This is a genomic window from Cellvibrio sp., from assembly GCF_039207905.1.
In the GTDB taxonomy this organism is placed as follows: Bacteria; Pseudomonadota; Gammaproteobacteria; order Pseudomonadales; family Cellvibrionaceae; genus Cellvibrio.
The window spans coordinates 94,863-117,026 of the sequence record NZ_JBCECX010000005.1; the positions used below are offsets into that span (position 1 = coordinate 94,863).

At 49.9% G+C, this 22,164-nt stretch carries 20 protein-coding genes; 16 read left to right on the forward strand and 4 right to left on the reverse strand.

The genetic code is table 11. The features are described 5' to 3' along the window. Positions 1-19: 19 nt before the first annotated feature. The 4 genes from lafA (AAGC78_RS04265) to flgA all read right to left on the reverse strand — a co-directional run bounded on the left by lafA (AAGC78_RS04265) (position 20) and on the right by flgA (position 4,015). Positions 20-856 carry a lateral flagellin LafA gene (gene lafA / locus AAGC78_RS04265; RefSeq protein WP_435782794.1) on the reverse strand — a complete coding sequence of 279 codons (837 nt, stop codon included), beginning with the start codon at positions 854-856 and terminating at the stop codon, positions 20-22. A 178-nt stretch (positions 857-1,034) separates the two neighbouring features. Continuing rightward, positions 1,035-1,874 carry a lateral flagellin LafA gene (gene lafA, locus AAGC78_RS04270; RefSeq protein WP_435782795.1) on the reverse strand — a complete coding sequence of 280 codons (840 nt, stop codon included), beginning with the start codon at positions 1,872-1,874 and terminating at the stop codon, positions 1,035-1,037. 152 nt (positions 1,875-2,026) lie between these two features. Beyond that, positions 2,027-2,944: a lateral flagellin LafA gene (gene lafA / locus AAGC78_RS04275; protein ID WP_435782796.1), complete on the reverse strand. Its 918-nt coding sequence runs from the start codon at positions 2,942-2,944 to the stop codon at positions 2,027-2,029. 165 nt (positions 2,945-3,109) lie between these two features. Next, on the reverse strand, positions 3,110-4,015 hold the full coding sequence (gene flgA, locus AAGC78_RS04280; protein ID WP_435782797.1) for a flagellar basal body P-ring formation chaperone FlgA: 906 nt from the start codon (positions 4,013-4,015) through the stop codon (positions 3,110-3,112). A gap of 11 nt (positions 4,016-4,026) precedes the next feature. Here flgA and flgB point away from each other — a divergent pair, with 11 nt between their 5' ends. The 16 genes from flgB to AAGC78_RS04360 all read left to right on the forward strand — a co-directional run bounded on the left by flgB (position 4,027) and on the right by AAGC78_RS04360 (position 22,143). After that, the gene (flgB, locus tag AAGC78_RS04285) at positions 4,027-4,392 is read left to right on the forward strand and encodes a flagellar basal body rod protein FlgB (RefSeq protein WP_435782798.1); all 366 of its coding nucleotides are present in this window, start codon (positions 4,027-4,029) and stop codon (positions 4,390-4,392) included. Positions 4,393-4,394: 2 nt separating this feature from the next. Further along, positions 4,395-4,823: a flagellar basal body rod protein FlgC gene (gene flgC / locus AAGC78_RS04290; protein ID WP_435782799.1), complete on the forward strand. Its 429-nt coding sequence runs from the start codon at positions 4,395-4,397 to the stop codon at positions 4,821-4,823. Beyond that, positions 4,820-5,503 carry a flagellar hook capping FlgD N-terminal domain-containing protein gene (locus AAGC78_RS04295; protein WP_435782800.1) on the forward strand — a complete coding sequence of 228 codons (684 nt, stop codon included), beginning with the start codon at positions 4,820-4,822 and terminating at the stop codon, positions 5,501-5,503. Before flgC ends, AAGC78_RS04295 begins: the two co-directional genes overlap by 4 nt. A 42-nt stretch (positions 5,504-5,545) precedes the next feature. After that, a complete protein-coding gene (gene flgE / locus AAGC78_RS04300; RefSeq protein ID WP_435782801.1) occupies positions 5,546-6,733 on the forward strand; it encodes a flagellar hook protein FlgE in 1,188 nt (395 codons plus the stop codon). 43 nt (positions 6,734-6,776) lie between these two features. Continuing rightward, positions 6,777-7,505 (forward strand): flagellar basal body rod protein FlgF, encoded by a 729-nt coding sequence (locus tag AAGC78_RS04305; RefSeq protein WP_435782802.1) that lies wholly within the window; start codon positions 6,777-6,779, stop codon positions 7,503-7,505. Positions 7,506-7,519: 14 nt separating this feature from the next. Continuing rightward, positions 7,520-8,305, forward strand: a complete 786-nt coding sequence (flgG, locus tag AAGC78_RS04310) for a flagellar basal-body rod protein FlgG (RefSeq protein WP_435782803.1) — start codon at positions 7,520-7,522, stop codon at positions 8,303-8,305. 6 nt (positions 8,306-8,311) lie between these two features. Beyond that, positions 8,312-9,007 (forward strand): flagellar basal body L-ring protein FlgH, encoded by a 696-nt coding sequence (flgH, locus tag AAGC78_RS04315; RefSeq protein ID WP_435782804.1) that lies wholly within the window; start codon positions 8,312-8,314, stop codon positions 9,005-9,007. Positions 9,008-9,021: 14 nt separating this feature from the next. Beyond that, complete coding sequence (locus tag AAGC78_RS04320) at positions 9,022-10,152, forward strand: flagellar basal body P-ring protein FlgI (RefSeq protein ID WP_435782805.1); 1,131 nt, start codon at positions 9,022-9,024, stop codon at positions 10,150-10,152. Between the two features lie 21 nt (positions 10,153-10,173). Further along, positions 10,174-11,295 carry a transglycosylase SLT domain-containing protein gene (locus AAGC78_RS04325; RefSeq protein WP_435782806.1) on the forward strand — a complete coding sequence of 374 codons (1,122 nt, stop codon included), beginning with the start codon at positions 10,174-10,176 and terminating at the stop codon, positions 11,293-11,295. Beyond that, on the forward strand, positions 11,292-12,659 hold the full coding sequence (gene flgK, locus AAGC78_RS04330) for a flagellar hook-associated protein FlgK (protein WP_435782807.1): 1,368 nt from the start codon (positions 11,292-11,294) through the stop codon (positions 12,657-12,659). Before AAGC78_RS04325 ends, flgK begins: the two co-directional genes overlap by 4 nt. Before the next feature lie 61 nt (positions 12,660-12,720). Beyond that, complete coding sequence (gene flgL / locus AAGC78_RS04335) at positions 12,721-13,635, forward strand: flagellar hook-associated protein FlgL (RefSeq protein ID WP_435782808.1); 915 nt, start codon at positions 12,721-12,723, stop codon at positions 13,633-13,635. A 96-nt stretch (positions 13,636-13,731) separates the two neighbouring features. Next, the gene (locus AAGC78_RS04340) at positions 13,732-14,775 is read left to right on the forward strand and encodes a hypothetical protein (RefSeq protein ID WP_435782809.1); all 1,044 of its coding nucleotides are present in this window, start codon (positions 13,732-13,734) and stop codon (positions 14,773-14,775) included. Between the two features lie 391 nt (positions 14,776-15,166). Beyond that, positions 15,167-15,496: a tryptophan synthase subunit beta gene (locus AAGC78_RS04345; RefSeq protein ID WP_435782810.1), complete on the forward strand. Its 330-nt coding sequence runs from the start codon at positions 15,167-15,169 to the stop codon at positions 15,494-15,496. Between the two features lie 280 nt (positions 15,497-15,776). Continuing rightward, a complete protein-coding gene (locus AAGC78_RS04350; protein WP_435782811.1) occupies positions 15,777-18,482 on the forward strand; it encodes a TonB-dependent receptor in 2,706 nt (901 codons plus the stop codon). A 119-nt stretch (positions 18,483-18,601) separates the two neighbouring features. Continuing rightward, positions 18,602-19,723, forward strand: a complete 1,122-nt coding sequence (locus AAGC78_RS04355; protein WP_435782812.1) for a glycoside hydrolase family 53 protein — start codon at positions 18,602-18,604, stop codon at positions 19,721-19,723. A gap of 62 nt (positions 19,724-19,785) precedes the next feature. Further along, positions 19,786-22,143 carry a glycoside hydrolase family 2 TIM barrel-domain containing protein gene (locus AAGC78_RS04360; protein WP_435782813.1) on the forward strand — a complete coding sequence of 786 codons (2,358 nt, stop codon included), beginning with the start codon at positions 19,786-19,788 and terminating at the stop codon, positions 22,141-22,143. Positions 22,144-22,164 lie beyond the last annotated feature (21 nt).

Genomic DNA, 22,164 nt, shown 5'->3' on the forward strand with positions numbered 1-22,164 from the left:
GATGCGTGTTCTCCGTACATTAACCGAGCAGCGACATCACCATACCCGGCATTTGTCCGGCTTGTTTCAACATGGAAATACCCGATTGCATCAGCATGGAGTTTTTGCTCATGTTAGCACTCTCTTTAGCGAAGTCTGCATCCACAATACGACCTTTGGACATGTCAGTATTGTCTTTCATGTTCGCCAGGTTATTAGCGGTGTGATTCAAGCGGTTGATGGTTGCACCAAACATTGCGCGAACAGAACCCACATCATTCAATGCAGTTTCCAATGCGGTGATAGCTGCACCGGAAAGTGCTGCAGTGCTGAGATCCAATGCGGGAACATCGGTATTCAGTGTGGTATCCAGATCGCCGATTTCAGTGCTGATGTCAAATGACAAGGTTTCCGCTGCGCTGGCCCCAATTTGGAAATTCACGGCTGCAGTAAACTTGGCGGTAAACAGGTTCTCGCCTGCGAACTTGGTGTTGGTAAACACATTGTTAATTTCTGCAGCCAATTCGTCGAATTCTGTTTGGAGTGACGTGCGGTCATCCGCTGAATTGGTATCGTTCGCTGCTTGCGTAGCAAGATCTTTCATACGCTGCAAAATATCAGTCGTTTCATTGAACGCGCCCTCTGCAGTTTGCAGCAGCGAAATGGAATCGCCAGTGTTGCGGATAGCGACTTCCATACCACGCGATTGTGCGTTCAAACGAGTAGAAATTTGCAAACCGGCCGCATCGTCAGCAGCAGAGTTGATGCGCAAACCAGTGCCCAAACGTTGTTGATTAGTACTCAAGCTAAGGTTGGTTTTGTTCAGGTTAGTTTGCGTAACCAGCGACGAATAGTTAGTGTGAATTGACAGTGCCATGTATCTATTCCTGTGTTGTTAATGGAAAGAACAGTGTTGTTAAAGGACTATGCTATAAATGAAAACGATAAGCTGGCATATATCTGCCTGCTACAAGCGTAAAGCGACCTTGAGGCCGCGAGACTTAAATAAAAAAACCCGCTAAAAAGCGGGTTTTTTCGTAAAACATCCGAACCAATTAACCGAGCAGCGACATAACCATGCCAGGCATTTGACCTGCTTGTTTCAGCATGGAAATACCTGATTGCATCAACATAGAGTTTTTGCTCATGTTTGCACTTTCTTTGGCGAAGTCTGCATCCACGATACGGCCTTTGGACATATCAGTGTTGTCTTTCATATTCGCCAGGTTGTTTGCGGTGTGGTTTAAACGATTGATGTTTGCGCCCAAGGTCGCACGCAAAGTACCCACGTTATTCAATGCAGTTTCCAGGTTGCCGATAGTGGTGCCTGAGTTGGCTGCTGTGTCGAGTGTGTTCGCTTTAATGGTGGTGATAGAACCAGTCACTGCGGTCAGGCCAGTGCTAGCGTTCAATGCCAATGTTTCGCTGCTGCTGGCACCAATTTGGAAAGTCATTGATGCAGTAAATTTACCGCCTGCTGCAAATAGCGCTTCACCAGCGTATTTGGTATTGGTAATGATGTTAGTCAGTTCATTGCCCAACTCATCATATTCTGCTTTCAATGCAGTGCGGTCTTCAGTGCTGTTGGTATCGTTCGCTGCCTGGGTAGCCAGGTCTTTCATACGCTGCATGATGTCGGTCATTTCGTTGAATGCACCTTCTGCAGTTTGCAACAGAGAAATGGAATCGCCAGTATTGCGAATGGCAACTTCCATACCGCGTGATTGTGCATTCAAACGTGTAGAGATTTGCAGACCAGCAGCATCGTCAGCCGCTGAGTTAATGCGCAAGCCAGTACCCAAACGTTGTTGGTTAGTGCCTAACGCGTTGTTAGTTTTACTCAGGTTAGTCTGAGTAATTAACGAAGAATAGTTAGTGTGAATCGACAGAGCCATGGAATTATTCCTGTGCTAAGTAAAACGTGAATGTAACAACCTGTTTCGAAGCTGGCCATGTTTGCCTGCTATTTACTTAAAGCGACCAAATTGCGTCGAGACTTAAGGTTGATAAAAGAAAATATGAATACTGGATGCGTGTTCTCCGTACATTAACCGAGCAGCGACATCACCATACCCGGCATTTGTCCGGCTTGTTTCAACATGGAAATACCGGATTGCATCAACATCGAATTTTTGCTCATGTTGGCGCTTTCTTTAGCGAAATCTGCATCCATGATGCGACCTTTAGACATGTCGGTATTGTCTTTCATGTTCGCCAGGTTATTAGCGGTGTGATTCAAGCGATTAATGTTCGCACCGAAATCTGCACGCAATGAACCGATTTGATTGAGTGCTGTTTCCAGCAAGGTAATAGTCGCGTTGGCGGTATTAGCAGTGATGGTCGGCGGTGTGGTGGTCAGGTCAACATCGGCGATTTCAACACCGGTAGTGCCATCTTCATAATTGGTGGAAATAGCAGTCAAGGCAGCGGTGAGTGTTCCGAGCTTACCGCTAGCATCCAATGCCAGGGTTTCAGAACTGCTGGCACCAATCTGAAAGCTCATGGTGTCGCTAAATTTTCCTGCGCTACCGTCGGTGACTGTGCCATCACTGAAGAGGCTTTCACCTGCGTACTTGGTGTTCTTAACGATATTTGCCAACTCGTTGCCGAGTTCGTTGTACTCGGACTGGAGCGCCGCAAGGTCGTGTGCACTGTTGGTGCCGTTAGCGCCTTGGGTGGTTAAATCTTTCATACGCTGAACAATATCGGTCATTTCATTGAATGCACCTTCTGCAGTTTGTAACAAGGAAATAGCATCGCCAGTGTTGCGGATTGCCACTTCCATACCGCGTGATTGAGCGTTCAAACGAGTAGCAATTTGCAAACCGGCAGCATCGTCAGCAGCAGAGTTAATGCGCAAGCCAGTACCCAAACGTTGTTGGTTGGTACCTAAGGCGCTATTGGTCTTGCCCAGGTTGGTCTGGGTGATCAACGAAGAGTAGTTAGTATGAATCGACAGAGCCATGGGAATATTCCTGTGCTAAGTAAAACGTGAATGTAAAAACTGTTTCAAAGCTGGCCATGTTTGCCTGCTATCGACTCAAAGCGACCAAGGGGTTCACAAACTTAAACCCTTAAAATAAAAATGCCCCGTACGAGACGAGGCATTTGTGTATTGCGAGGGTTAAAGCTAAAAGGTGCTGGTAACCAACCCCGCCTCCAATACTTTAGCTTCAATGGTTTTTTTACTACTGATGTTGCGCACGCGAATCACCTCACCTACAGCGCCGTTCTCCAAGGCTTCGCCCTGAATACTTGCCGCTATACCGTCTTTATTCGCCACAACCGTCACTTGCTGGCCGCGCTGGATTACCCAAGCCGGAGCCACTAATGCCGGAACCAATAATTGCTCAGCGCGAATCCGGCGCTTGGCACCCTGCCCGACCACCTTATCCAGACTGGAATAAAAACCGCTGTTGTTTTTGGTGATTTCCACCTCGCGCACGGCAAGCTGGCGGTTGCTAAAAGTTTCACCACGATTAATCACCTGCTTCGCCACCACGGCAGATACATAGACCTTTACCTCGGTTAACACTGCAACTGACCAACCGCCATCACTACACATCAAGGTAAAACGCTGACGGCTCCAATTGCGGTTGTCACCCCCATCTTTAACGCTTAGCGGCTGACTGCAAGATGCAAGGTTATTGACGCTGGTTTGTGGCGCGCTTGATTGGGTAAAACGCAATCCTTTCCAGCCTTCGGTAGCTGCTTGTTTTTCCAGACGCTGCTGCAAGTGACGCTCAACAGCGCGATCAATTTGTTGCTGCACTCCATCCTGCGCGGAGGCACCCATCGCGCAAAACCAACTCAGGATGATCCCCCCCAAAACGACAACAACAGCATCTTTTCTGCTGGTGACACATGCGGAAGTGCAGCTTCCCCTTGCGCGGGTACGCGCTGGTGAATGCGGAAAAAACACGGTCAAACTACGCCAGATCAATTTCATAAATATTAATAAATTCAACAAGTTAAATAATTTTTCAGGAGCAGGCACGGTTCCTGCAATTCCGCTGTACTGATCAATCTTTTTCAAGGTATTGGGTTATGAGTATACGGATAGAGGACGCAATAGGCATCCACAGTCACGCACTCGATTTACGCGTACAGCGCAGTGAAATCCTTGCGGCCAACCTGGCAAACGAAGGTACACCCGGCTTCCAGGCGCGGGATTTCGATTTCGCCGGCGAAATGCAGCGGCTCGATTCCGCCATTAGCGGCGGCGCTTTTGGCGCGAGTAATTCCCCGGAATTGCAGTACCGCATACCAACCCAGGCCGCACTTGATGGCAATACCGTTGAGCTGAGTACGGAGCAGGCCGAGTTCTCTAAAAACTCGATGGACTTCCAAACCAGCCTCACTTTTCTCAATTCCAAATTTCGCGGCCTTAAACAAGCTATTGAGGGACGTTAATCATGTCATTTGATTCGATTTACCGTATCGCCGGTTCAGCCATGAACGCGCAAACCGTTCGCTTGAATACCGTCGCCAGTAACCTGGCTAACGCTGATTCCGCTGCCGCCAGTGCAGAAGATGTGTATCAAGCGCGCAAGCCGGTATTTGCCGCGGTATACGGAAACAACGAGCTGACCCGCGGCGTAGGTATGGGCGGCGCCCACGTACAAGTGCTGGATGTGGTGACGGCCGGACGCGAGCCGGATCGCCGCTACGAGCCGGATAATCCCCTCGCCAACCGCGATGGTTATGTTTTTTATTCCGCGGTCAATGAGATCGAAGAAATGACCGACATGATGTCGGCCAGCCGCAGTTTTGAAACCAATGTGGAAGTGTTGAACCGCATTAAAGGCATGCAGCAAGGCCTGCTTAAATTGGGAGAAGCATGATGGCAGCGGTCAATAACGATGGGCTGAATAACCCGAACAATTATCGCACTGACGGCAGCGTAGCCAAGAGCGTAAACGTCAGCGATGCGACCCAGATGGAGAACAACTTCATCGCGTTGATGGTGGCGCAAATCCAAAATCAGGACCCGACTAATCCCGTCGATAGCACCGAGTTTCTCAATCAATACTCGGCGATGTCGCAAGTGAAAAGTCTGGAAAACATGTCCGAGCTGAGCAAAAACAATCTGGTGTTGCTCGACAACCTGCAAACCCTCACTGCATCAGGATTGGTAGGACAGGAAGTAAACGTCAGTGTGGAATCCCTGCAATTGGATGGCGCGCCGGTAAAAGGCCAACTCAATTTGGGTTACGCCTCATCGCCAACGGTTATCACCCTTACCAGCGCTAGCGGCCAGAAAACCGAAGTGCAATTGGGCACTCAGGTTGCGGGCAAAGTGAATTTCACTATCGACCCGACGGCGCTGGGTTTGGCTCCGGGTAAATACAGCATTAGCGCCACTACCAGCAGCGGTGAATATCCTGCGATTGAAGTGACCGGCAAGGTCAACGGCGTGCGCGTTAGCGCGAATGGTCCGGTGATGGATGTCGCTGGTGCTGGCTCAGTGCCCTTCTACAACATTACCGAGTTTGGTCAGACATCCCTCAACGGGTTGCTCTAGGTTTTCCATCACTAATTTTCACTATCAAAAAGGATAAGTCCTATGAGTTTCAACATTGCACTGACTGGCCTGAACGCGGTCAACGAACAACTTAACGCCGTAAGCAACAACATCGCCAACTCCGGCACTACCGGTTTTAAATCATCGCGCGCGGAATTCGGCAGCATCTACGCCGGCACCCAGGCGATGGGTGTAGAGACATTAGGTTTGACCCAAAGCATCAGCCAGGGCGGATCGCTGGTGACCACCGGTCGCAGCCTTGACCTGGCAATTTCCGGCGGCGGATTTTTTGTCACTAAAGCCAGTAATGGTGATTTGAGCTACACCCGTGCCGGTGTATTTGGCACCGACAAAAACAACAACCTGACCAATGCTGCCGGCCAGTTGTTGCAAGGTTATCCAGTCGACCAAAACGGTACTCTGCAAGTCGGTAACGTGGGCAATCTACAGTTGAAAAATGCCAACCTGCCAGCCAAAGCGACTGACGAGATGAGCTTTGTGATGAACCTGGATTCCAACGAAGCTGCGCCACCAGTAGCGCCGTTTGACCCAGCCAATGCCAATACTTTCAACTCGACTTACACCACCAAGATTTTTGACTCACAAGGTAAAGAACACACCCTGACCCAATACTTTGTGAAAACCGGTGCTAACCAATGGCAAGCGCACTACTACGCTGACGGCGGCGCGGTAGGCACTCCACAAAACCTGACCTTCAACACCAGCGGTGCACTGACTGCACCGGCAGCGCCAGTGAACCTCACCTTCCCGTTCGCCGGCGTTAACGCGATGAATATCGACGTGGACTACACCGGCACCAGCCAATACGGTTCTGACTTTGTTGTTACCACCAACGCCGCTACCGGTTATACCGCAGGCGAGCAAACCGGTCTGGCAATCGAGAAAGACGGCATGATCTACGCCACCTACAGCAACGGCGAGCGCATGTTGCAAGGCAAGGTGGTGTTGGCAACCTTCGCCAACCTCGATGGTTTGAAAAATGAGAGCGGCACCGCTTGGAGCGAAACTGCTGACTCAGGCGGCGCAATGATCGGCTCACCCGGTATCGGCTCACTCGGCACCCTGACCGCTGGCGCACTGGAAAGTTCTAACGTCGACCTCACCCAGCAGTTGGTGAAATTGATGGAAGGCCAGCGCAACTACCAGGCCAATACCAAAGTGTTGTCGACCGATAAAGAACTGACGCAAGTCTTGTTCAACGCCATCTAATTTCGCGTTCTTTTACTTTCAGATGTTATCGAAGGGCTGATTTATGGACCGTTTGGGATACACCGCAATGACTGCCGCCAGTCGCACCTTGAACTCGTTGCAAGTGCATGCGAACAACCTGGCTAACGTCAACACCCCCGGCTTTCGCGCTGATTTGGATATGTCCAAAGCCGTTGCCGTAGAAGGTTACGGCTACGACAGCCGCCATATGGCGCTGATGAAAAATGAAGGTGTGAGCCTCGCTCCCGGTGCGGTTGCCACTACTGGCCGCCAACTGGACGTTGCCATCCAGGGTAAGGGACTTATCGCGGTGGAAACTCCCAACGGTGAAGCCTACACCCGCCATGGCAGTTTGCAGGTGGATGCCGATATGCGTTTGACCATCAATGGCCGCGCGGTACTGGGTGAAGGCGGTGCGCTGGTATTGCCGGAGTACGACAGCCTGAACATTGGCAGCGACGGCACTATCTCGGTAATGCCCCGTGGTGACACCCAAATGACCGACGTTGGCCGCATCAAATTAGTGGACGAACCAGCGAGCAACCTGGTGAAAGACCTGAATGGTCTGCTGGTCACCAAAAATGGTGAGCCAGCACAAGTCAGCGAAGAAGCACGCCTGCTTTCGGGCCATCTGGAGCAGAGTAATGTGTCAGCCATCGACCAATTGGTGGCGACCATGAGCCTCAACCGCTTGTTCGAAACGCAAGTAAAAATGATGAAAGCTGCCGAGGGTTTATCCGACGCAGGTAACCGCATGATCCGCGGCAGCTAAGAGGAGTAATCGCAATGAGTTCAGCACTTTGGGTAAGTAAAACCGGTTTGGCCGCGCAAGATAAAGCCATGGCAACCGTGGCCAACAACCTCGCCAACGTGAACACCAACGGCTTTAAAGCCGACCGCGCCGTATTTGAAGATTTGTTCTACAGCGTAGAGCTGCAACCGGGCGCACAGGCCGATCAAGTCAACACAGTTCCCTCAGGTATCCAACTCGGTAGCGGTGTACGTCTTATCGGCACCCAGAAAGTCTTTACCGAAGGCAATATCCAGGCAACTGGCCAGCCGATGGATCTGGCAGTTGTAGGCGCTGGTTTCTTTCAAGTTGAATCCCCTTCCGGTGAAACTCTCTACACCGAAAGCGGCCAATTGCAACTCAACGCCGAAGGCATGCTGGTGAACTCCCAAGGCCTGCCACTGGTACCTGCGATTGAAGTACCGACCGGCAGCAAGAGTTTCACTGTGGGTAGCGATGGCATTGTGACTGCGATTCTGCCGGGCGATACCCTGCCCTCTGAGCTCGGCCAAATTACCCTGACCAACTTTGCCAATCCGGCTGGCCTTGAAGCACTGGGTGGCAATCTCTACCGCGAAACCATCGCCAGCGGCGAGCCGACTGAAGGTGTAGCCGGTGAAGACGGTTTGGGCACCATCAAACAAGGCGTATTGGAAGGCTCCAATGTGCAGGTGGTTGAAGCCATGGTGTCCATGATCGCGATCCAGCGTTCTTATGAGGCCAACGCCAAAGTGTTGGATGCTTCATCCAGCATGATGCAATTCCTCAACCAGCAGGTTTAATCGACTATGGGCGCGTCTCCTCTGTCTTATCGATTCATCCCCTCTCTGCGCGTAGCAGGTGTAGTGGCGCTGCTGACTCTGGTCAGTGGCTGCCAGCTGATGCCCGGACGCGAGCAAGCGGAAAACGAATACGAACCGCTGGAGCTGGACTACAGCTTGCCTGCCACTACTAGCGGCGGGCTTTATCGCGCTGGTTACAACGGCTCGTTGATGCAAGATCGCCGCGCCTTGCGTGTAGGCGACATACTCACCATCGTGCTCAACGAATCGACCCAGTCGAGCAAAAGCGCGGGCACTAGTTACGACAAGAGTTCCGGCGTCGGCATAGGCGCACCGACCTTGTTTGGTGAGACAGTTGATGACATCGCCAGCAGCGCCACCTCCAACCGCGAGTTCAGCGGTTCGGCGCAAAGCTCCCAGCAAAATACCTTGCGCGGTGCGATTGCGGTGACTGTACACCGGGTGATGCCCAACGGCACTTTGTTGGTGAAAGGCGAAAAAGGATTGCGCCTTAACCAGGGAGATGAATACATCCGCGTGACCGGTTTAGTGCGCGTCGATGACATCAATCGCAACAATCAGGTGTCATCGCAAAATATCGCCAACGCCAAAATTTCCTACTCCGGACGCGGCACGCTCAATGACAGCAACACCGCTGGCTGGTTGTCGCGCTTCTTCACTTCACCACTCTTCCCACTGTAACGCTGAGTGATTTTATGCCGAGTATTCGTATGCATAACCGTTTTTCCCGCCGTCTCACTGGCTTGTTTGGCGCTTGCCTGATGCTGTGCCATTTGCCGTTACATGCGGCTGCACTGATGGATCTGGTGGATATCGAAGGTATCCGCGACAACCAACTCATTGGCTACGGTTTGGTGGTGGGGCTTGATGGCACTGGCGATAAAAACCAAGTGAAGTTCACTAGCCAGTCAGTCACTAACATGATCAAGCAATTCGGTATCAACCTGCCGGCGAACATCGACCCCAAATTGAAAAACGTGGCGGCAGTAACCGTCACTGCCAATATCCCGCCCTCGTATAGCCCAGGCCAAACGGTGGATGTGACTGTTTCCTCCCTCGGCGATGCTAAAAGCCTGCGCGGCGGCCAACTCCTGATGACGCAATTGCACGGTGTAGATGGTGAAGTTTATGCCTTGGCGCAAGGTGCGCTGATTGTCGGCGGTGTAAACGCCCAAGGCGCCAGCGGTTCAAGTGTGGCGATCAATACCTCCAACAGCGGCTTGATCCCTAACGGCGCAACGGTTGAACGCATGATCCCAACCGATTTCGCCGAGCGCAGCGATATCGTCCTCAACCTGCGTAACCCCAGTTTCCAAACCGCCAACAACGTGGTGGATGCGATCAACAAACGCTTTGGAACTACGCTTGCGAGCGCCGACAACTCTACCAAAGTGACCCTGCTTGCACCGAAAGTAAAAGGCCAGCGTTTGAGTTTTATGGCGATGCTGGAAGGCATTGAAGTCGCGGAAGGACGCAATCGCCCGAAAGTGGTATTCAACAGCCGCACCGGTACTGTTGTAGTCGGTGAAGGTGTGCGGGTAAAAGCTGCCGCGGTCAGCCATGGCGCCTTGACGGTGACCATCAACGAGACCTCGCAAGTCAGCCAACCGGGTGCTTTCTCCAACGGACAAACCGAGGTAGTGCCCAACTCGGATGTGCAGGTATCGCAAGAAACCAACGCCATGTTCAAGTGGCCGGACGGCACCAGCCTCGACAACATTATCAACACCATCAACAGCCTCGGCGCCTCGCCGGACGATGTGATGAGCATCCTGCAAGCGCTGGAACAAGCTGGCGCACTTAACGCTGAATTATTGGTTATCTAGGACGTTTTCAAAGGCCACGCCATGAGTATTGTTTCCCTTTCCCAGCCTTACAACCGCTCCGCTATGAGCGGTAGCAATGTCACCGCCAATAACGGCGCTAACCAATTGCAGGTTGTTGCTGAACAATTTGAAGCCCTGTTTTTACAGCAAGTGCTTAAGCAAATGCGTAAAGCTGGCGATGCGCTGGCGGCTGAAAACCCGATGCGCAGCCGCGAAATGTCGACCATGAATGATTTTTACGATGGCGCGCTTGCCGATACCCTCGCCAGCAAAAAACAAACGGGAATTGCGGATTTACTGGTAGCCCAGCTTTCAGGCAAAGGCAGCGGCATGTCGCCCAACGAAGCAGCCAAGATAGCGCGCAGCAGTGACTTGCCCCAGCGTTCATCCAGCCAACTATCGTCCAATCAAACACTGCGCAAGTGGCAGCAACCGCCCTCAACGGCTGACCTGCTCGGCATCAGCCCGGCGCGCAGCGATGTACCGGTGAGCGCGACCACATTTAATCAACTGGTTAGCAGCGTTATTCGGCAGGAATCCGGTGGCCGTGTGGATGCTGTTTCACCAAAAGGCGCATTGGGTGTTATGCAATTGATGCCAGCAACCGCTCGCCATATGGCCGGTGAATTAGGCATCGCCTACGACCACCAGCGCCTGACGCGCGATGCTAGTTACAACAAACAATTGGGCAGCGCTTTTCTCAGCAAAATGCTCGACCGCTACGACGGTGAACCTGCACTTGCCGTTGCCGCTTACAACGCGGGTCCCGGTCGTGTTGATGATTGGTTGCAACGCCACGGCGATCCACGCACTGGTGATGTAAGCACAGCAAATTGGGTTGCACGCATTCCGTTTGAGGAAACCCGCAACTACACACGCAATATTTTGCGCGATTTAAATCAGCAGCAAACCATCGCGAATTCTGTGTCGGTAAAAACACCGCTGGCGAATACACAAATCGCTACACCATTTAATTCCACCGATGGTTCTGTCGCCTTGGAAGAGAAGACGCAGGAGCCTTTGATTACTCCACCTCAGGAGACGCAAACCTCCCGCCCACTCACACTGGAAAATACCTATCAATCCCGCTCTGCTGCATTTGCGCAAGTCATCAGGATTGATCGCACCGAGACCGAGCTATGAGTAATATCAGCCAAATCGCCTACAGCGGAATTAACGCCGCACAAATTGGCCTGACAACAACCGGTCAAAACATTGCCAACATCAATACCCCCGGTTACAGCCGTTTAAATACGGTGACGGAATCGCTCTCGGGTATCAGTAGCTTGAATGCCGGTGGCGGTGTGAAGGTGACCAGCATTCGTCGCTTGTCGAGCGAATTCCAAAACCAGCAATTGTGGCGCGCGACAACCGAGCAGCATTACTACAACAGCTCGCAGCAATATCTCACTGCACTGGAAACATTAATGTCGGGCGACGGCGCGAGCATCAGCTCCGGCTTGGATCAATTTTTTGCTGCACTCAGCGAAGCCAGTGCTACACCCGGCTCAATCGCCTTGCGTCAGCAAATCATCAGCGAAGCAAAAAATCTTGCGCAACGCTTTAATGGTTTGAATAGCAATATCGATGCACAACTCAATGCATTGCATGAACAACGCACTGCTATGGCAACAGAAATTAATGGCCTGACAACCAACCTCGCGCTGCTCAACAAAAAAATTATCGAAACCGAATCGATTAATGGCGATACTTCTGCCCTGCGCGACCAACGCGAGAGTTTGGTAAACCAGTTATCGCAATATGCCTCCATTCGCGTGGGAGAAATTGCAGATGGCTCAATCAGTATCTCGCTTGCCAACGGCCAACCACTGGTTGCTGGTAGTACTGCAGGTCAGTTAAAAGTCAGCGAAACCATGTCGGGCGAACAAGAAGTTGCATTGAGTTTTGCCGGCACCAGTTTCCCACTAAAACAAGACAATTTTGGCGGCGCCTTCGGTGGACTCTACAGCGTGGAATACGACAATTTGCGTCCGATGAAAGCGTCATTGGAAGAAATGGCCGAGCAACTTGCCGATATGGTTAACAACACTCTCGCCACTGGTTTTGATTTGAATGGCGCAGCAGGCCAACCACTGTTTGCTTTTAATTCCGGCAGCAGTACCGATTTGTTGTCAGTCAATAATCTCAATCCAGCGGAACTTGCACTTTCATCCGCAGCGGGCGAAACCGGCAATAACGAAGTGTTACTCGATTTGCTAAATCTCAAGGGCCAAACTATTACGCTCGGGGCCAGCTCGGTCACACTCAACGATGCCTACGCTATTTTGCTCGGGCAAGTCGCCAGTGCCAGCCGCCAAAATCAAGCTGATCTGGATACGGCAACTGCAGTTACCGGCCAAGCGCAATCGCAACGCGATGGAGTAAGTGCAGTGAGCCTTGATGAAGAATACGTCAACATGATGACGTATCAGCAAGCCTATCAAGCCAACATGAAAGTAATCAGCACAGCAAACCAATTATTCGACAATATGCTGGCTGCGTTTTAATTCGCTGCTAGCCAATTTAATTCGCTGTTAAAAAAAACAATCGTCAAACAGGATAATCACCATGCGCACCACTAACGCACAAGTTACCGCCATCATGAGCAACTCCATGAACAAAAGCTCCGTGCAACTGGCGAAATTGATGCAGCAAATGGCGAGCAATAAACGCATCCAATTACCGTCTGACGATCCCATTGCGAGCGTGCGTTTGTTGCGCATCCAACGCGAAGAGGCGAGCCTCACCCAATACACCACTAACATCGCAAACGTATCGGGCAATTTGTCGATACAGGAAACCAATTTGATTTCCACTTCCGATACCATGCTGAATATCCGCGATCGTTTACTCTGGGCCGCGAATGGATCAAATACCAGCGAAGACCTGGCTGCAATTGCCAACGAATTAAAAAGTTTGGAAAAAACCATCCTGAGTTTCGCCAATGTGCGCGATGAAGAAGGTCGCTATTTATTTGCAGGCACGCTCAGCGACCAACCCGCTGTTGAGTTCGATGCGGTAACTGAAACTTACAGCGTGATCGGCAATAACAAGCACCGTGAAGCGGCAGTAGCCAACGGTGTACTCGTCACCGAAAATGTCACCGCCGTTGAAGTTTTCGGAGCAGGCATGGATATGCTGAACGACCTGCACGGTTTAATCACAATGCTGGAAGATCCCGCGCTGGATGCAACTGATCCGGCGGTAAGAGCACAAATCGACAGCACTATTGCACAGCTCGACCTCACCCACTCGAATTTATTGGGTGCAGTAACTGAGTTGGGCGGGCGCCAAAACACCTTGGAGCTCTTGAACGAAAGTAATAGTCAGGTCAGTCTTACCAATAAAAAAATCGAAGGTGAACTTTCAACACTGGATTACGCCAAAGCGAGTATCGATTTAAATAATTACCAATTGTCTCTGCAGGCCACACAAAAAACCTATATCAAGATTAACGGATTATCCTTGTTCAGCTTGCTGTAAAACCCGAGCGGAATATTCGTTAGAAACATTGATTAGAAATACTGATCAGAAATCTGGTGAGATAGTTGGTTAGAGATTCGGTGAGAAAATTGCCCCATGAAAATTGAAAAACAGCTTCCGGTAACGACTGCTCTCGATCCGCGCGCGACTACGCATGCGCCCCTGCCCGATCAATCATTAAAAGCTCGGCCAGCGCGCGAACCACTGCCGCAACATAATCGGCCGGCGGAAACACTGAATCACAAAGAGTCGGGTTTTAGCCTGCAGCTCAACCAACAATTGTCGTCAATGCAAGCGGCAGATCATTATCTGGGTGAGCTATCGGTACAGTTGTCGGCACTTAAACTGAATATCAGCCGCCAGCTCAGCAACGCGCAAAGCAATAACGAGCGCGATGCAATTAATCGTCGTCTGGAAAAATTGAATGAGTTGCTGAAAGAACGCAGCAAATTATCCGGCGAATCGCTCGATGCCACGCTCAAGTTGCGTCTTAATGAACCGCTGCGCAGCCGCGTTAGTTTGCAGGGATTGGAATCCATTGATGCCATCCAACGTGCGGGTCAGGAGACATTGATTTTCACCGCCGGACGCAGCTTCGCCGAACCGGTTGCGGTGGTGCTGGAAGATGGCATGAACACCGAGCAGATCCTGCGCCGCCTCAACGGTAGCCTCGGTCAAGAAGGTGTACGCGCAGAGTTGGATCAGGACGGTGCACTGAAATTCTCTATCCCGGAAAAAGACTGGGCAAAAATGAAGGACCAGTTGCGTATCCAGGGTGAGGGAAAGCTGTTTGCCAAAGGCAACTTCACCAAAGTGGGCAGCTATGAGGATAGCTTCGGCGGCTTCCCTGCCGATATCAATCAGGATTCCCAGCGCGAGTTGCGCCAATTGCTGGAATCAGTCGTCGCCTCACTGGACCGAGTGACTGCCCTGCGCGAACAATTAAGCCAACGCCAGGCAGATGTGCGGGAATTTCTCGCCCGTCAGGAGAGCTTGGACGAACAAAACTGGGCACGCACTTTTGCCGATGCCGTATTCAACTTGCAGATGCGCAAGCCCTCGCAATACGCGGTGGTGTCGCAAACGGTCATCGCCCAAGCCAACCTGACGCGCTTCGCTGTCGTTAGCCTGTTGTCGTAAATTTAATCAATATTTAACAAATAGCAGTGCCCCCTCGCCTGCTATTAGTGTATCTTTGCGCGCCATGTGGCGCATTTTTCAACATTACTGCGTGAGGTTTGATGTCATGCTCGATGTTAAATCGGCCCCATATAAGAAAAGTACTCTGGCTAAAGATGGTCATCCAACAGATGACCGCTCGCTGGCTGTTCATACTTTTGGAAAGACTGTAGCATCCCGACCTGCTAAAAACAGGTATCGCAGTCTTTGTATCTGGCTGAGTAAAAAAATCGTAGCGTTTCTGGAATCCCAACACGCGGATCTCGATTCGGGACTAAAGTTACAAGAAGCTGGCCGGAACTCCAAAAAAGCGGGATGCGCTAACCTGAAGGGGCGTCATCGAGGAAAATTTATGGTGTATATACAACGAGATAATCAAGGCTATTTACTGCGTGTAGAGATGGACCCGTTTGAGGGAATGACCGATAACCTGGCCATCGAAAGTGAAGAATTACAAAACTGGTTGCGCACACGCGAAGAAATGAAAGCCCGCCTGACCAGCCTGCACAGCACTGATATGGAAATGGGCCGCGTACTGGAAGACGTAGTCAGCGTATTGGTAGAACAAGGTGTTATTAAATATACCGACCTGCCTAAAGCCGCCCGTGAAAAACTCGATCAACGCGCCGTCGCTCGCGCCGAAATCGAAGGCCTGAACGACGCGCTCAACGACAATCAATAACTCTCACCTGCGCGATCCATACTGCCCCGGGAATCTACTCGGGGCGACTAAAACCCTCTCGCACCCAAACACATTCTTTGTCTCCCGCTACTCGTTTTTACAACTCAATCTAAACTGAATAAGCCTGTAGCCCCCGATCAAACGGCATTACTGCTCACCCAACCAACGTCACCATTAGTAATATAATTGGATGATTACCCTCTCGCCTATTGACAGTTCTTTACGGCCAAGTAGAATTAGACGATAAATATGATATATAACAACAAACACGAGAGGCTCTATGAAACACAACTCATCAACCCGCTTTGCCCGTACCAGTCTGTTTTTGGCAATCAGCTTACTGACTCCCCTCGCGGCACATGCACAAGACAGTGAAACCATCGACGAAGTAGTCGTCACCGGCAAATTCCTGAAAAGCCTGCAATCGGCAATGGAAGTGAAGCGTAACTCCGCCACTGTTGTGGAAGCGATTTCATCCGAAGACATCGGTCAATTGCCCGACGTTTCTATCAGTGACTCGCTCAAGCGCCTACCCGGTTTGGCGCAAGACCGCGACCGCGGTAACGGCAGCCAGATTTCGATCCGCGGTATGGGCGGCATGCTCGGCTTCACCACCTTGAATGGCCGCGAAGTGGCGATTCTGGAAGAGACCCGCAACATCCGTTACGACCAGTTCCCTTCCGAGCTGATCAACTCCGCGCAAGTCTATAAAACCCCGCAAGCGTCTATCGCTGAAGGCGGCGTATCCGGCAGCGTAAATCTGGACACCATTAAACCGCTCGATTACGACTCAACCAAAGTAGTCGTCGACCTGCGTGCAACCTCATTTGATTTGGGCAAAGACATTGACGATGCCGCCAGCAGTGGTATCGGCCAACGCTTCAGCATCTCTTATATCGACCAATTTGCCGACGACACAGTTGGTGTAGCACTCGGCTACTCTACCCGTTCCGAACCAATCGCCACCCAACGCGCTGAGTTGTGGAACTACGGTGATACCTGGCATAACACCCAATGGAACGACGAACTTGGCGCTAACGTAATCGCACCTTGGGGTGGATCTGCATTAGTGCGCGGTGGTGAAGATGAACGCCAAGGCGTAATGGCCGCCATCCAATGGCAACCAAACGACAATTGGGAAATCGCCTACGACGGTTTCTGGTCTTCGTTTGATGTATCCGAGCAACAACGCGGTTTTGACTTCCAAATCGCCAACACCTTTGAAAACCAATGGGATTTAATCGACACCATCCCAACCGCCTACAGCAATACTGATTTGGGAGCGGGTGCAGTAGATTTGCTGTCTGGCACAGTGGGCTTGAGCAGCCTGCGCAATATCAATGAAGAGTACGTCCAGAACGACGAACTCACCAGCCATGGCCTGAACGTAAAATGGAGTCAGGATTTGTGGACTGTTGCTGCCGACGCAGGCGTGTCCGAAACCAGCCGCGACAAACGCTGGGCTTCTATCCGCACCATCGTTAACAATCCCGGCCGCGCGACCTTTGGTGCGACGGGCGATGGCCGTATGACTTTCGATCTACTCGATGCCGACTTGACTGACCTCGCCAGCAACAGCATTGGCGATATTCAGGTTCAGCCCGATGCCGAAGGCGGCGATAAACTCACATCATTCAAACTAGATGTACAACGCGACTTCGATGACGGCTTCCTCAAAGCAATCAAAGTGGGTGTAGCAACTTCTGCGCGCGACAAGTTTGAACACAGCCAAATCTGGACCCAAAGCGTTACCCAAAATGCCGGCGGTGCAATTCCAACGAACATAGTGATCGATGCAAAAAGCGATAGTTATTGGAAAGACTTACCTGATTATTTAAGTCTTGATCGCGGTGCTTTGATCAGCCATTACTTCGGCAGTTTGAAAAACCCAACGCCTGGTGATGCAGACGATCTGATCGCCAGCTGGGATGTAAGCGAAGATATTTTCGCGCAATACATTCAAGTTGATATGGCCACTGAAATTGCTGGCTTACCTCTGACCGGTAACATCGGCGTGCGCAACGTGGACACAGAAACAACTTCACGCGGTTATCAACAAGGTGAAGATGTTTGGGTAGAAGTAACGCCTGGCAACTGGCAGCCACAAGCGGTGATCGAAGCTATTGCAGTTGATCACGACTACAACGATGTACTGCCAAGCACTAACTGGACATTAGCACTCACCGATGAGCAGTTAATCCGTTTCGCTGCCGGCAAAACCATGGCACGCGCTCCCGTGAATATGATGAGCCCAAGCCTCAACCTTAATCAGGATTTGTGGGGTTCAAACCCGGGTGAATCTACTTCTGGTAATCCCAAGTTAAACCCATTCCGCGCCGATCAAGCAGACCTGGCGTACGAATGGTATTACTCCGAAGGCTCACAAGTTGCGGTGAATCTTTTCTATAAAGATTTGGAAAGTTTTATCGCCCGCGCAGCTGACGCAGAAACCGTCGTGAGCAACGGCAAAGAGTACAAAGTATCGCGCCCAATTAACGGCAGCGGTGGTTACATTCGTGGCTATGAATTGCTGTGGCAACAATCATTTGATTTCTTGCCTGCGCCATTCAATGGTTTGGGTATTTACACCAACTACTCGCACAACGAATCCAACGTTGAACAATTTGTACCGCTTTACAGCGAATACAAAGCACAACTCACCGGTTTGTCTGAGGATGTTGCCAACTTCACGCTCTGGTATTACTTGAATGGTTTTGAAGCTCGTACCTCTTACAGCTATCGCAGCGCATTCCAACGCGATATCAATCTGGTAATGGGCGAAGAAGGCATGAACGATTCCGAAGGCTACTGGGATTTGAGCTTGTCCTATGAATTCAACGACCATTACAAAGTGTCGTTCCAGGTACAAAACTTGACTAACGAACCTTACAAAACCTATGGTTTGGAATCCAACAATCCAGCGCACATCAACAAGTATGAAGAGTTTGGTACTCGCTACTCAATTGGTTTGAATTGGAAACTGTAATTCGCACTAATTAGTCTTATTGAATGTTGTTGGAACTCTCCCCCCTTATTTACGGCTGCGTTGGCAGCCGTGTTTTTTTGTGGGTAAGTTATTCAGAATGGTGAATACGAGAACAAGTAATGAACAAAATATTATTGCCAATCGCACTGTGTATCACACTCTGCGCTACAGCAAATGCTGCCGATAAAACAGCGACCAAACCATTTTTTGTCGGTGCAGACCTTTCCTACGTAAATGAAATGGAAGACTGCGGTGCAACCTATTTTGACAAAGGAAAAAAGCAGGAGCCGTTTGCACTTTTCGCACGTAAAGGCGCCGATGTGGTTCGCGTGCGCCTCTGGCACAATCCTGACTGGACAAAGTACTCCAATCTCGCCGACGTGAGTAAAACATTGCAGCGCGCGAAACAAAACAACATGAAAACCCTGTTGGATTTTCATTACTCGGATACTTGGACAGACCCGGAAAAACAATTTATTCCAAAAGCCTGGGCACATATAAGCGATACCAATGAACTCGCCCAAGCGCTCTACGCCTACACCACCGATACATTAGCTGCTCTCGATGCAAAAAATTTATTGCCGGATATGGTGCAGGTCGGCAACGAAACCAACATTGAAATATTGCAGCAAGAAAAGTCCATCGTACACGGTATTCCCAACTGGCAACGCAATGCCACACTGCTCAATAGCGGCATCAAAGCCGTACGTGATTACAGTAAAAAATCCAATAAACCAATTCAGATTGTGTTGCACATTGCCCAGCCCGAAAATGCACTCTGGTGGTTTAAACAAGCGAGGGAGAATGGTGTAAACGATTACGACATCATCGGTCTTTCCTATTACCCCCAATGGTCTACTTACAAACTCCCGCAGCTGCCAGACGCCATTAAAGAATTGAAAAACAGCTATGACAAAGACGTAATGATTGTGGAAACTGCCTACCCTTGGACACTGGAAAATTTTGATAAGGCAGGTAATGTCTTGGGTGAAAAAGCAGTGCAACCAGAGTTTCCGGCCACAGCCAAAGGCCAACTACTCTATCTGCTAACCTTAACGCAATTAGTAAAAGCCAGGGGCGGCTTGGGTGTCATATACTGGGAGCCGGCTTGGGTCAGCACCCGCTGCAAAACCCTGTGGGGCAAAGGCTCTCACTGGGAAAACGCCAGCTTCTTCGATGCTCATAACCACAATAGTACCCTGCCCGCATTTTTGTTTTTCTCGGCAGATTACACCGAATAAATGTCTGCCGTTAATAAGATCGATTTAAGTGAAATATAATGAGAAATAAAGTGAGAGATAACATGAAAAAAAATCTACTACTCTTAAGTGCATCGACACTCGGTGCATTGGCACTCGGTGGCTTGCTAAGCGCTTGCTCACCATCACCACAGAAAACATTTATCAGTGATAGTAATTACGATAAAGACTGGCAATTTTTTCGCAGCGACAACGCGCTCGATTTAGCCGCAGCACAAAAACAACAAGAGTGGGAAGCAGTACAAATCCCACACACACCCAAAATCGAACCCTTAATTGTGAACGAACAATTTCAGGGTGATGCCTGGTATAAAAAAACCATTACCACCGATGAAAGCTGGAAAGGTAAACAAGTTTCCTTAAAGTTTGAAGCGGCCATGAATGTTGCCGAAGTCTGGCTTAAAGGTGAAAAGCTAATCACCCATGTTGGCGGTTATTTACCTTTCACAGTAAACCTGACCGAAAATTTGAAATGGGATGCTGAAAACACGCTGATGGTGCGCTTGGACAACCGCGACAACGCCACCACCGGCCCAAAACCCTTAAAAGATTTGGACTTTAATACTTACGGCGGAATTTATCGCCATGTTTATCTTCAACTGAATAATGATTTGCATATTACTGATGCTATAGCTGCAGGAAAAACCGCAAGCGGCGGCGTTTTTGTTACCTATCCAAAAGTCACTAAAGAACAAGCTACTATCAATATCAAAACCCACGTCTACAACGCCCATATCGACCCTAAAAAATTCCGCGTTGTACAAAAGTTATTGGATGGCGATAAAGTCATTGTTGACCAAACCAGCAATTTGCAAACAGTGAAAGGAAAGAGCGATGCAGAAAATACCATTGAGTTGTCGCTATCTAACCCGCGTCTTTGGTCACCCAAAACTCCCAACCTTTATCATCTGCAAACACGCGTTTATGAAGGCGAATCTCTGGTAGACGAACAAACTATCCGCATTGGTGTACGCGAATTCAAATTTGCTGATGGGCAGTTATTTATCAATGGAGAAAAAACATTCTTGCGCGGCGTAAACCGCCATCAGGAATATCCATACATTGGCTACGCCACTTCTGATGCAGCCGATTATCGCGATGCCGTGAAAATAAAATCGGCTGGCTTTGATTATGTTCGTTTGTCGCACTACCCTCACTCCCCTGCTTTTATGGCAGCTGCTGATGAGCTTGGTTTGGTATTGCTTGATTCTATTTTAGGCTGGCAATATTTTTCTGAAGATCCTGCATTTCAGGCTCAAATCCAGCAAACCTGCCGCGATTTAATTCGTCGCGATCGCAACCATGCATCAGTAGTCGCATGGGAATGTTCATTGAATGAATCCTGGATGACCGAACCTTTTATCGACTCATTAACCAAAATTGTTCATGAAGAATATCCCGGCTCACTTTCCGCAGGCTGGCAGGAATATGGTTACGATATTTATTTACAAGCGCGCCAACATCGCCTTGAGCACTACAAAACCCCAACTAAACCCTACGTTGTTAGTGAATACGGCGATTGGGAATACTACGCAATGAATGCCGGCTTAAACCAAACCGAATGGGCAAACCTGCTGCAGGCCGACAGATCCAGTCGCCAATTATTAAGCGATGGTGAAACGCGTTTATTGCAACAAGCAGCAAACCTTCAAGAAGCGCACAACGATAACTTTAATACCCCCGCATTTGCGGACGGTTATTGGGTAATGTTTGATTACAATCGCGGCTATGCACCGGATCTGGAAGCTTCGGGCATTATGAGTATTGATCGCCTGCCAAAATACAGTTACTACTTTTATCAAAGCCAGCGCGACGCGAGTGAAGTATCTGATAAATATGCATCCGGTCCAATGGTATTTATCGCCAGTGAGTGGAATAAAAATTCAGATAAAAATATTCGCGTATTCAGCAACGCCGATGAAGTCGAGTTAATCCTAAATGGAAAAATAGTCGCAAAACAAAAACCGGACACCAATGCCAACAGCAACAACTTGAAACATCCACCGTTTACCTTTGCATTGCCAAAATTCGAAGCAGGTGAATTGAAAGCAATCGCTTATATCGCAGGTAAGCCAGTGGCTGAACATAAAGTTGTCACCGCCGGTGCAGCAACAAACTTACGCCTGACAGTGGACACCAGCGGCAAAGCACCACAAGCAGGTGTAAATGATGCGATATTTGTTTACGCGCAGTTAGTCGACAGCAAAGGCAATCCGGTGCGGGATAATAATGTACCGATCAAATTCAACGCCGATGGAGCAGCACAAATTATTAGTCCAGTAGAAGTGCTAACCACCAATGGTATTGCCAGTGCGTTGGTTAAGATTGGCGATTCACTTGAGGATATTGATGTAGGAGCAGAAAGTAACGGAATTACATCATCGAGCGTGGATATTCGTTAATTATTTACTTGTTGCCAGACT

Coding starts and splice junctions, on each gene's coding strand:
- lafA (WP_435782794.1), bottom strand. CDS start 856: ATGGCACTGTCAATTCACACTAACTATTCGTCGCTGGTTACGCAAACT.
- lafA (WP_435782795.1), bottom strand. CDS start 1,874: ATGGCTCTGTCGATTCACACTAACTATTCTTCGTTAATTACTCAGACT.
- lafA (WP_435782796.1), bottom strand. CDS start 2,944: ATGGCTCTGTCGATTCATACTAACTACTCTTCGTTGATCACCCAGACC.
- flgB (WP_435782798.1), top strand. CDS start 4,027: ATGAGTATACGGATAGAGGACGCAATAGGCATCCACAGTCACGCACTC.
- flgC (WP_435782799.1), top strand. CDS start 4,395: ATGTCATTTGATTCGATTTACCGTATCGCCGGTTCAGCCATGAACGCG.
- AAGC78_RS04295 (WP_435782800.1), top strand. CDS start 4,820: ATGATGGCAGCGGTCAATAACGATGGGCTGAATAACCCGAACAATTAT.
- flgE (WP_435782801.1), top strand. CDS start 5,546: ATGAGTTTCAACATTGCACTGACTGGCCTGAACGCGGTCAACGAACAA.
- AAGC78_RS04305 (WP_435782802.1), top strand. CDS start 6,777: ATGGACCGTTTGGGATACACCGCAATGACTGCCGCCAGTCGCACCTTG.
- flgG (WP_435782803.1), top strand. CDS start 7,520: ATGAGTTCAGCACTTTGGGTAAGTAAAACCGGTTTGGCCGCGCAAGAT.
- flgH (WP_435782804.1), top strand. CDS start 8,312: ATGGGCGCGTCTCCTCTGTCTTATCGATTCATCCCCTCTCTGCGCGTA.
- AAGC78_RS04320 (WP_435782805.1), top strand. CDS start 9,022: ATGCCGAGTATTCGTATGCATAACCGTTTTTCCCGCCGTCTCACTGGC.
- AAGC78_RS04325 (WP_435782806.1), top strand. CDS start 10,174: ATGAGTATTGTTTCCCTTTCCCAGCCTTACAACCGCTCCGCTATGAGC.
- flgK (WP_435782807.1), top strand. CDS start 11,292: ATGAGTAATATCAGCCAAATCGCCTACAGCGGAATTAACGCCGCACAA.
- flgL (WP_435782808.1), top strand. CDS start 12,721: ATGCGCACCACTAACGCACAAGTTACCGCCATCATGAGCAACTCCATG.
- AAGC78_RS04340 (WP_435782809.1), top strand. CDS start 13,732: ATGAAAATTGAAAAACAGCTTCCGGTAACGACTGCTCTCGATCCGCGC.
- AAGC78_RS04345 (WP_435782810.1), top strand. CDS start 15,167: ATGGTGTATATACAACGAGATAATCAAGGCTATTTACTGCGTGTAGAG.
- AAGC78_RS04350 (WP_435782811.1), top strand. CDS start 15,777: ATGAAACACAACTCATCAACCCGCTTTGCCCGTACCAGTCTGTTTTTG.
- AAGC78_RS04355 (WP_435782812.1), top strand. CDS start 18,602: ATGAACAAAATATTATTGCCAATCGCACTGTGTATCACACTCTGCGCT.
- AAGC78_RS04360 (WP_435782813.1), top strand. CDS start 19,786: ATGAAAAAAAATCTACTACTCTTAAGTGCATCGACACTCGGTGCATTG.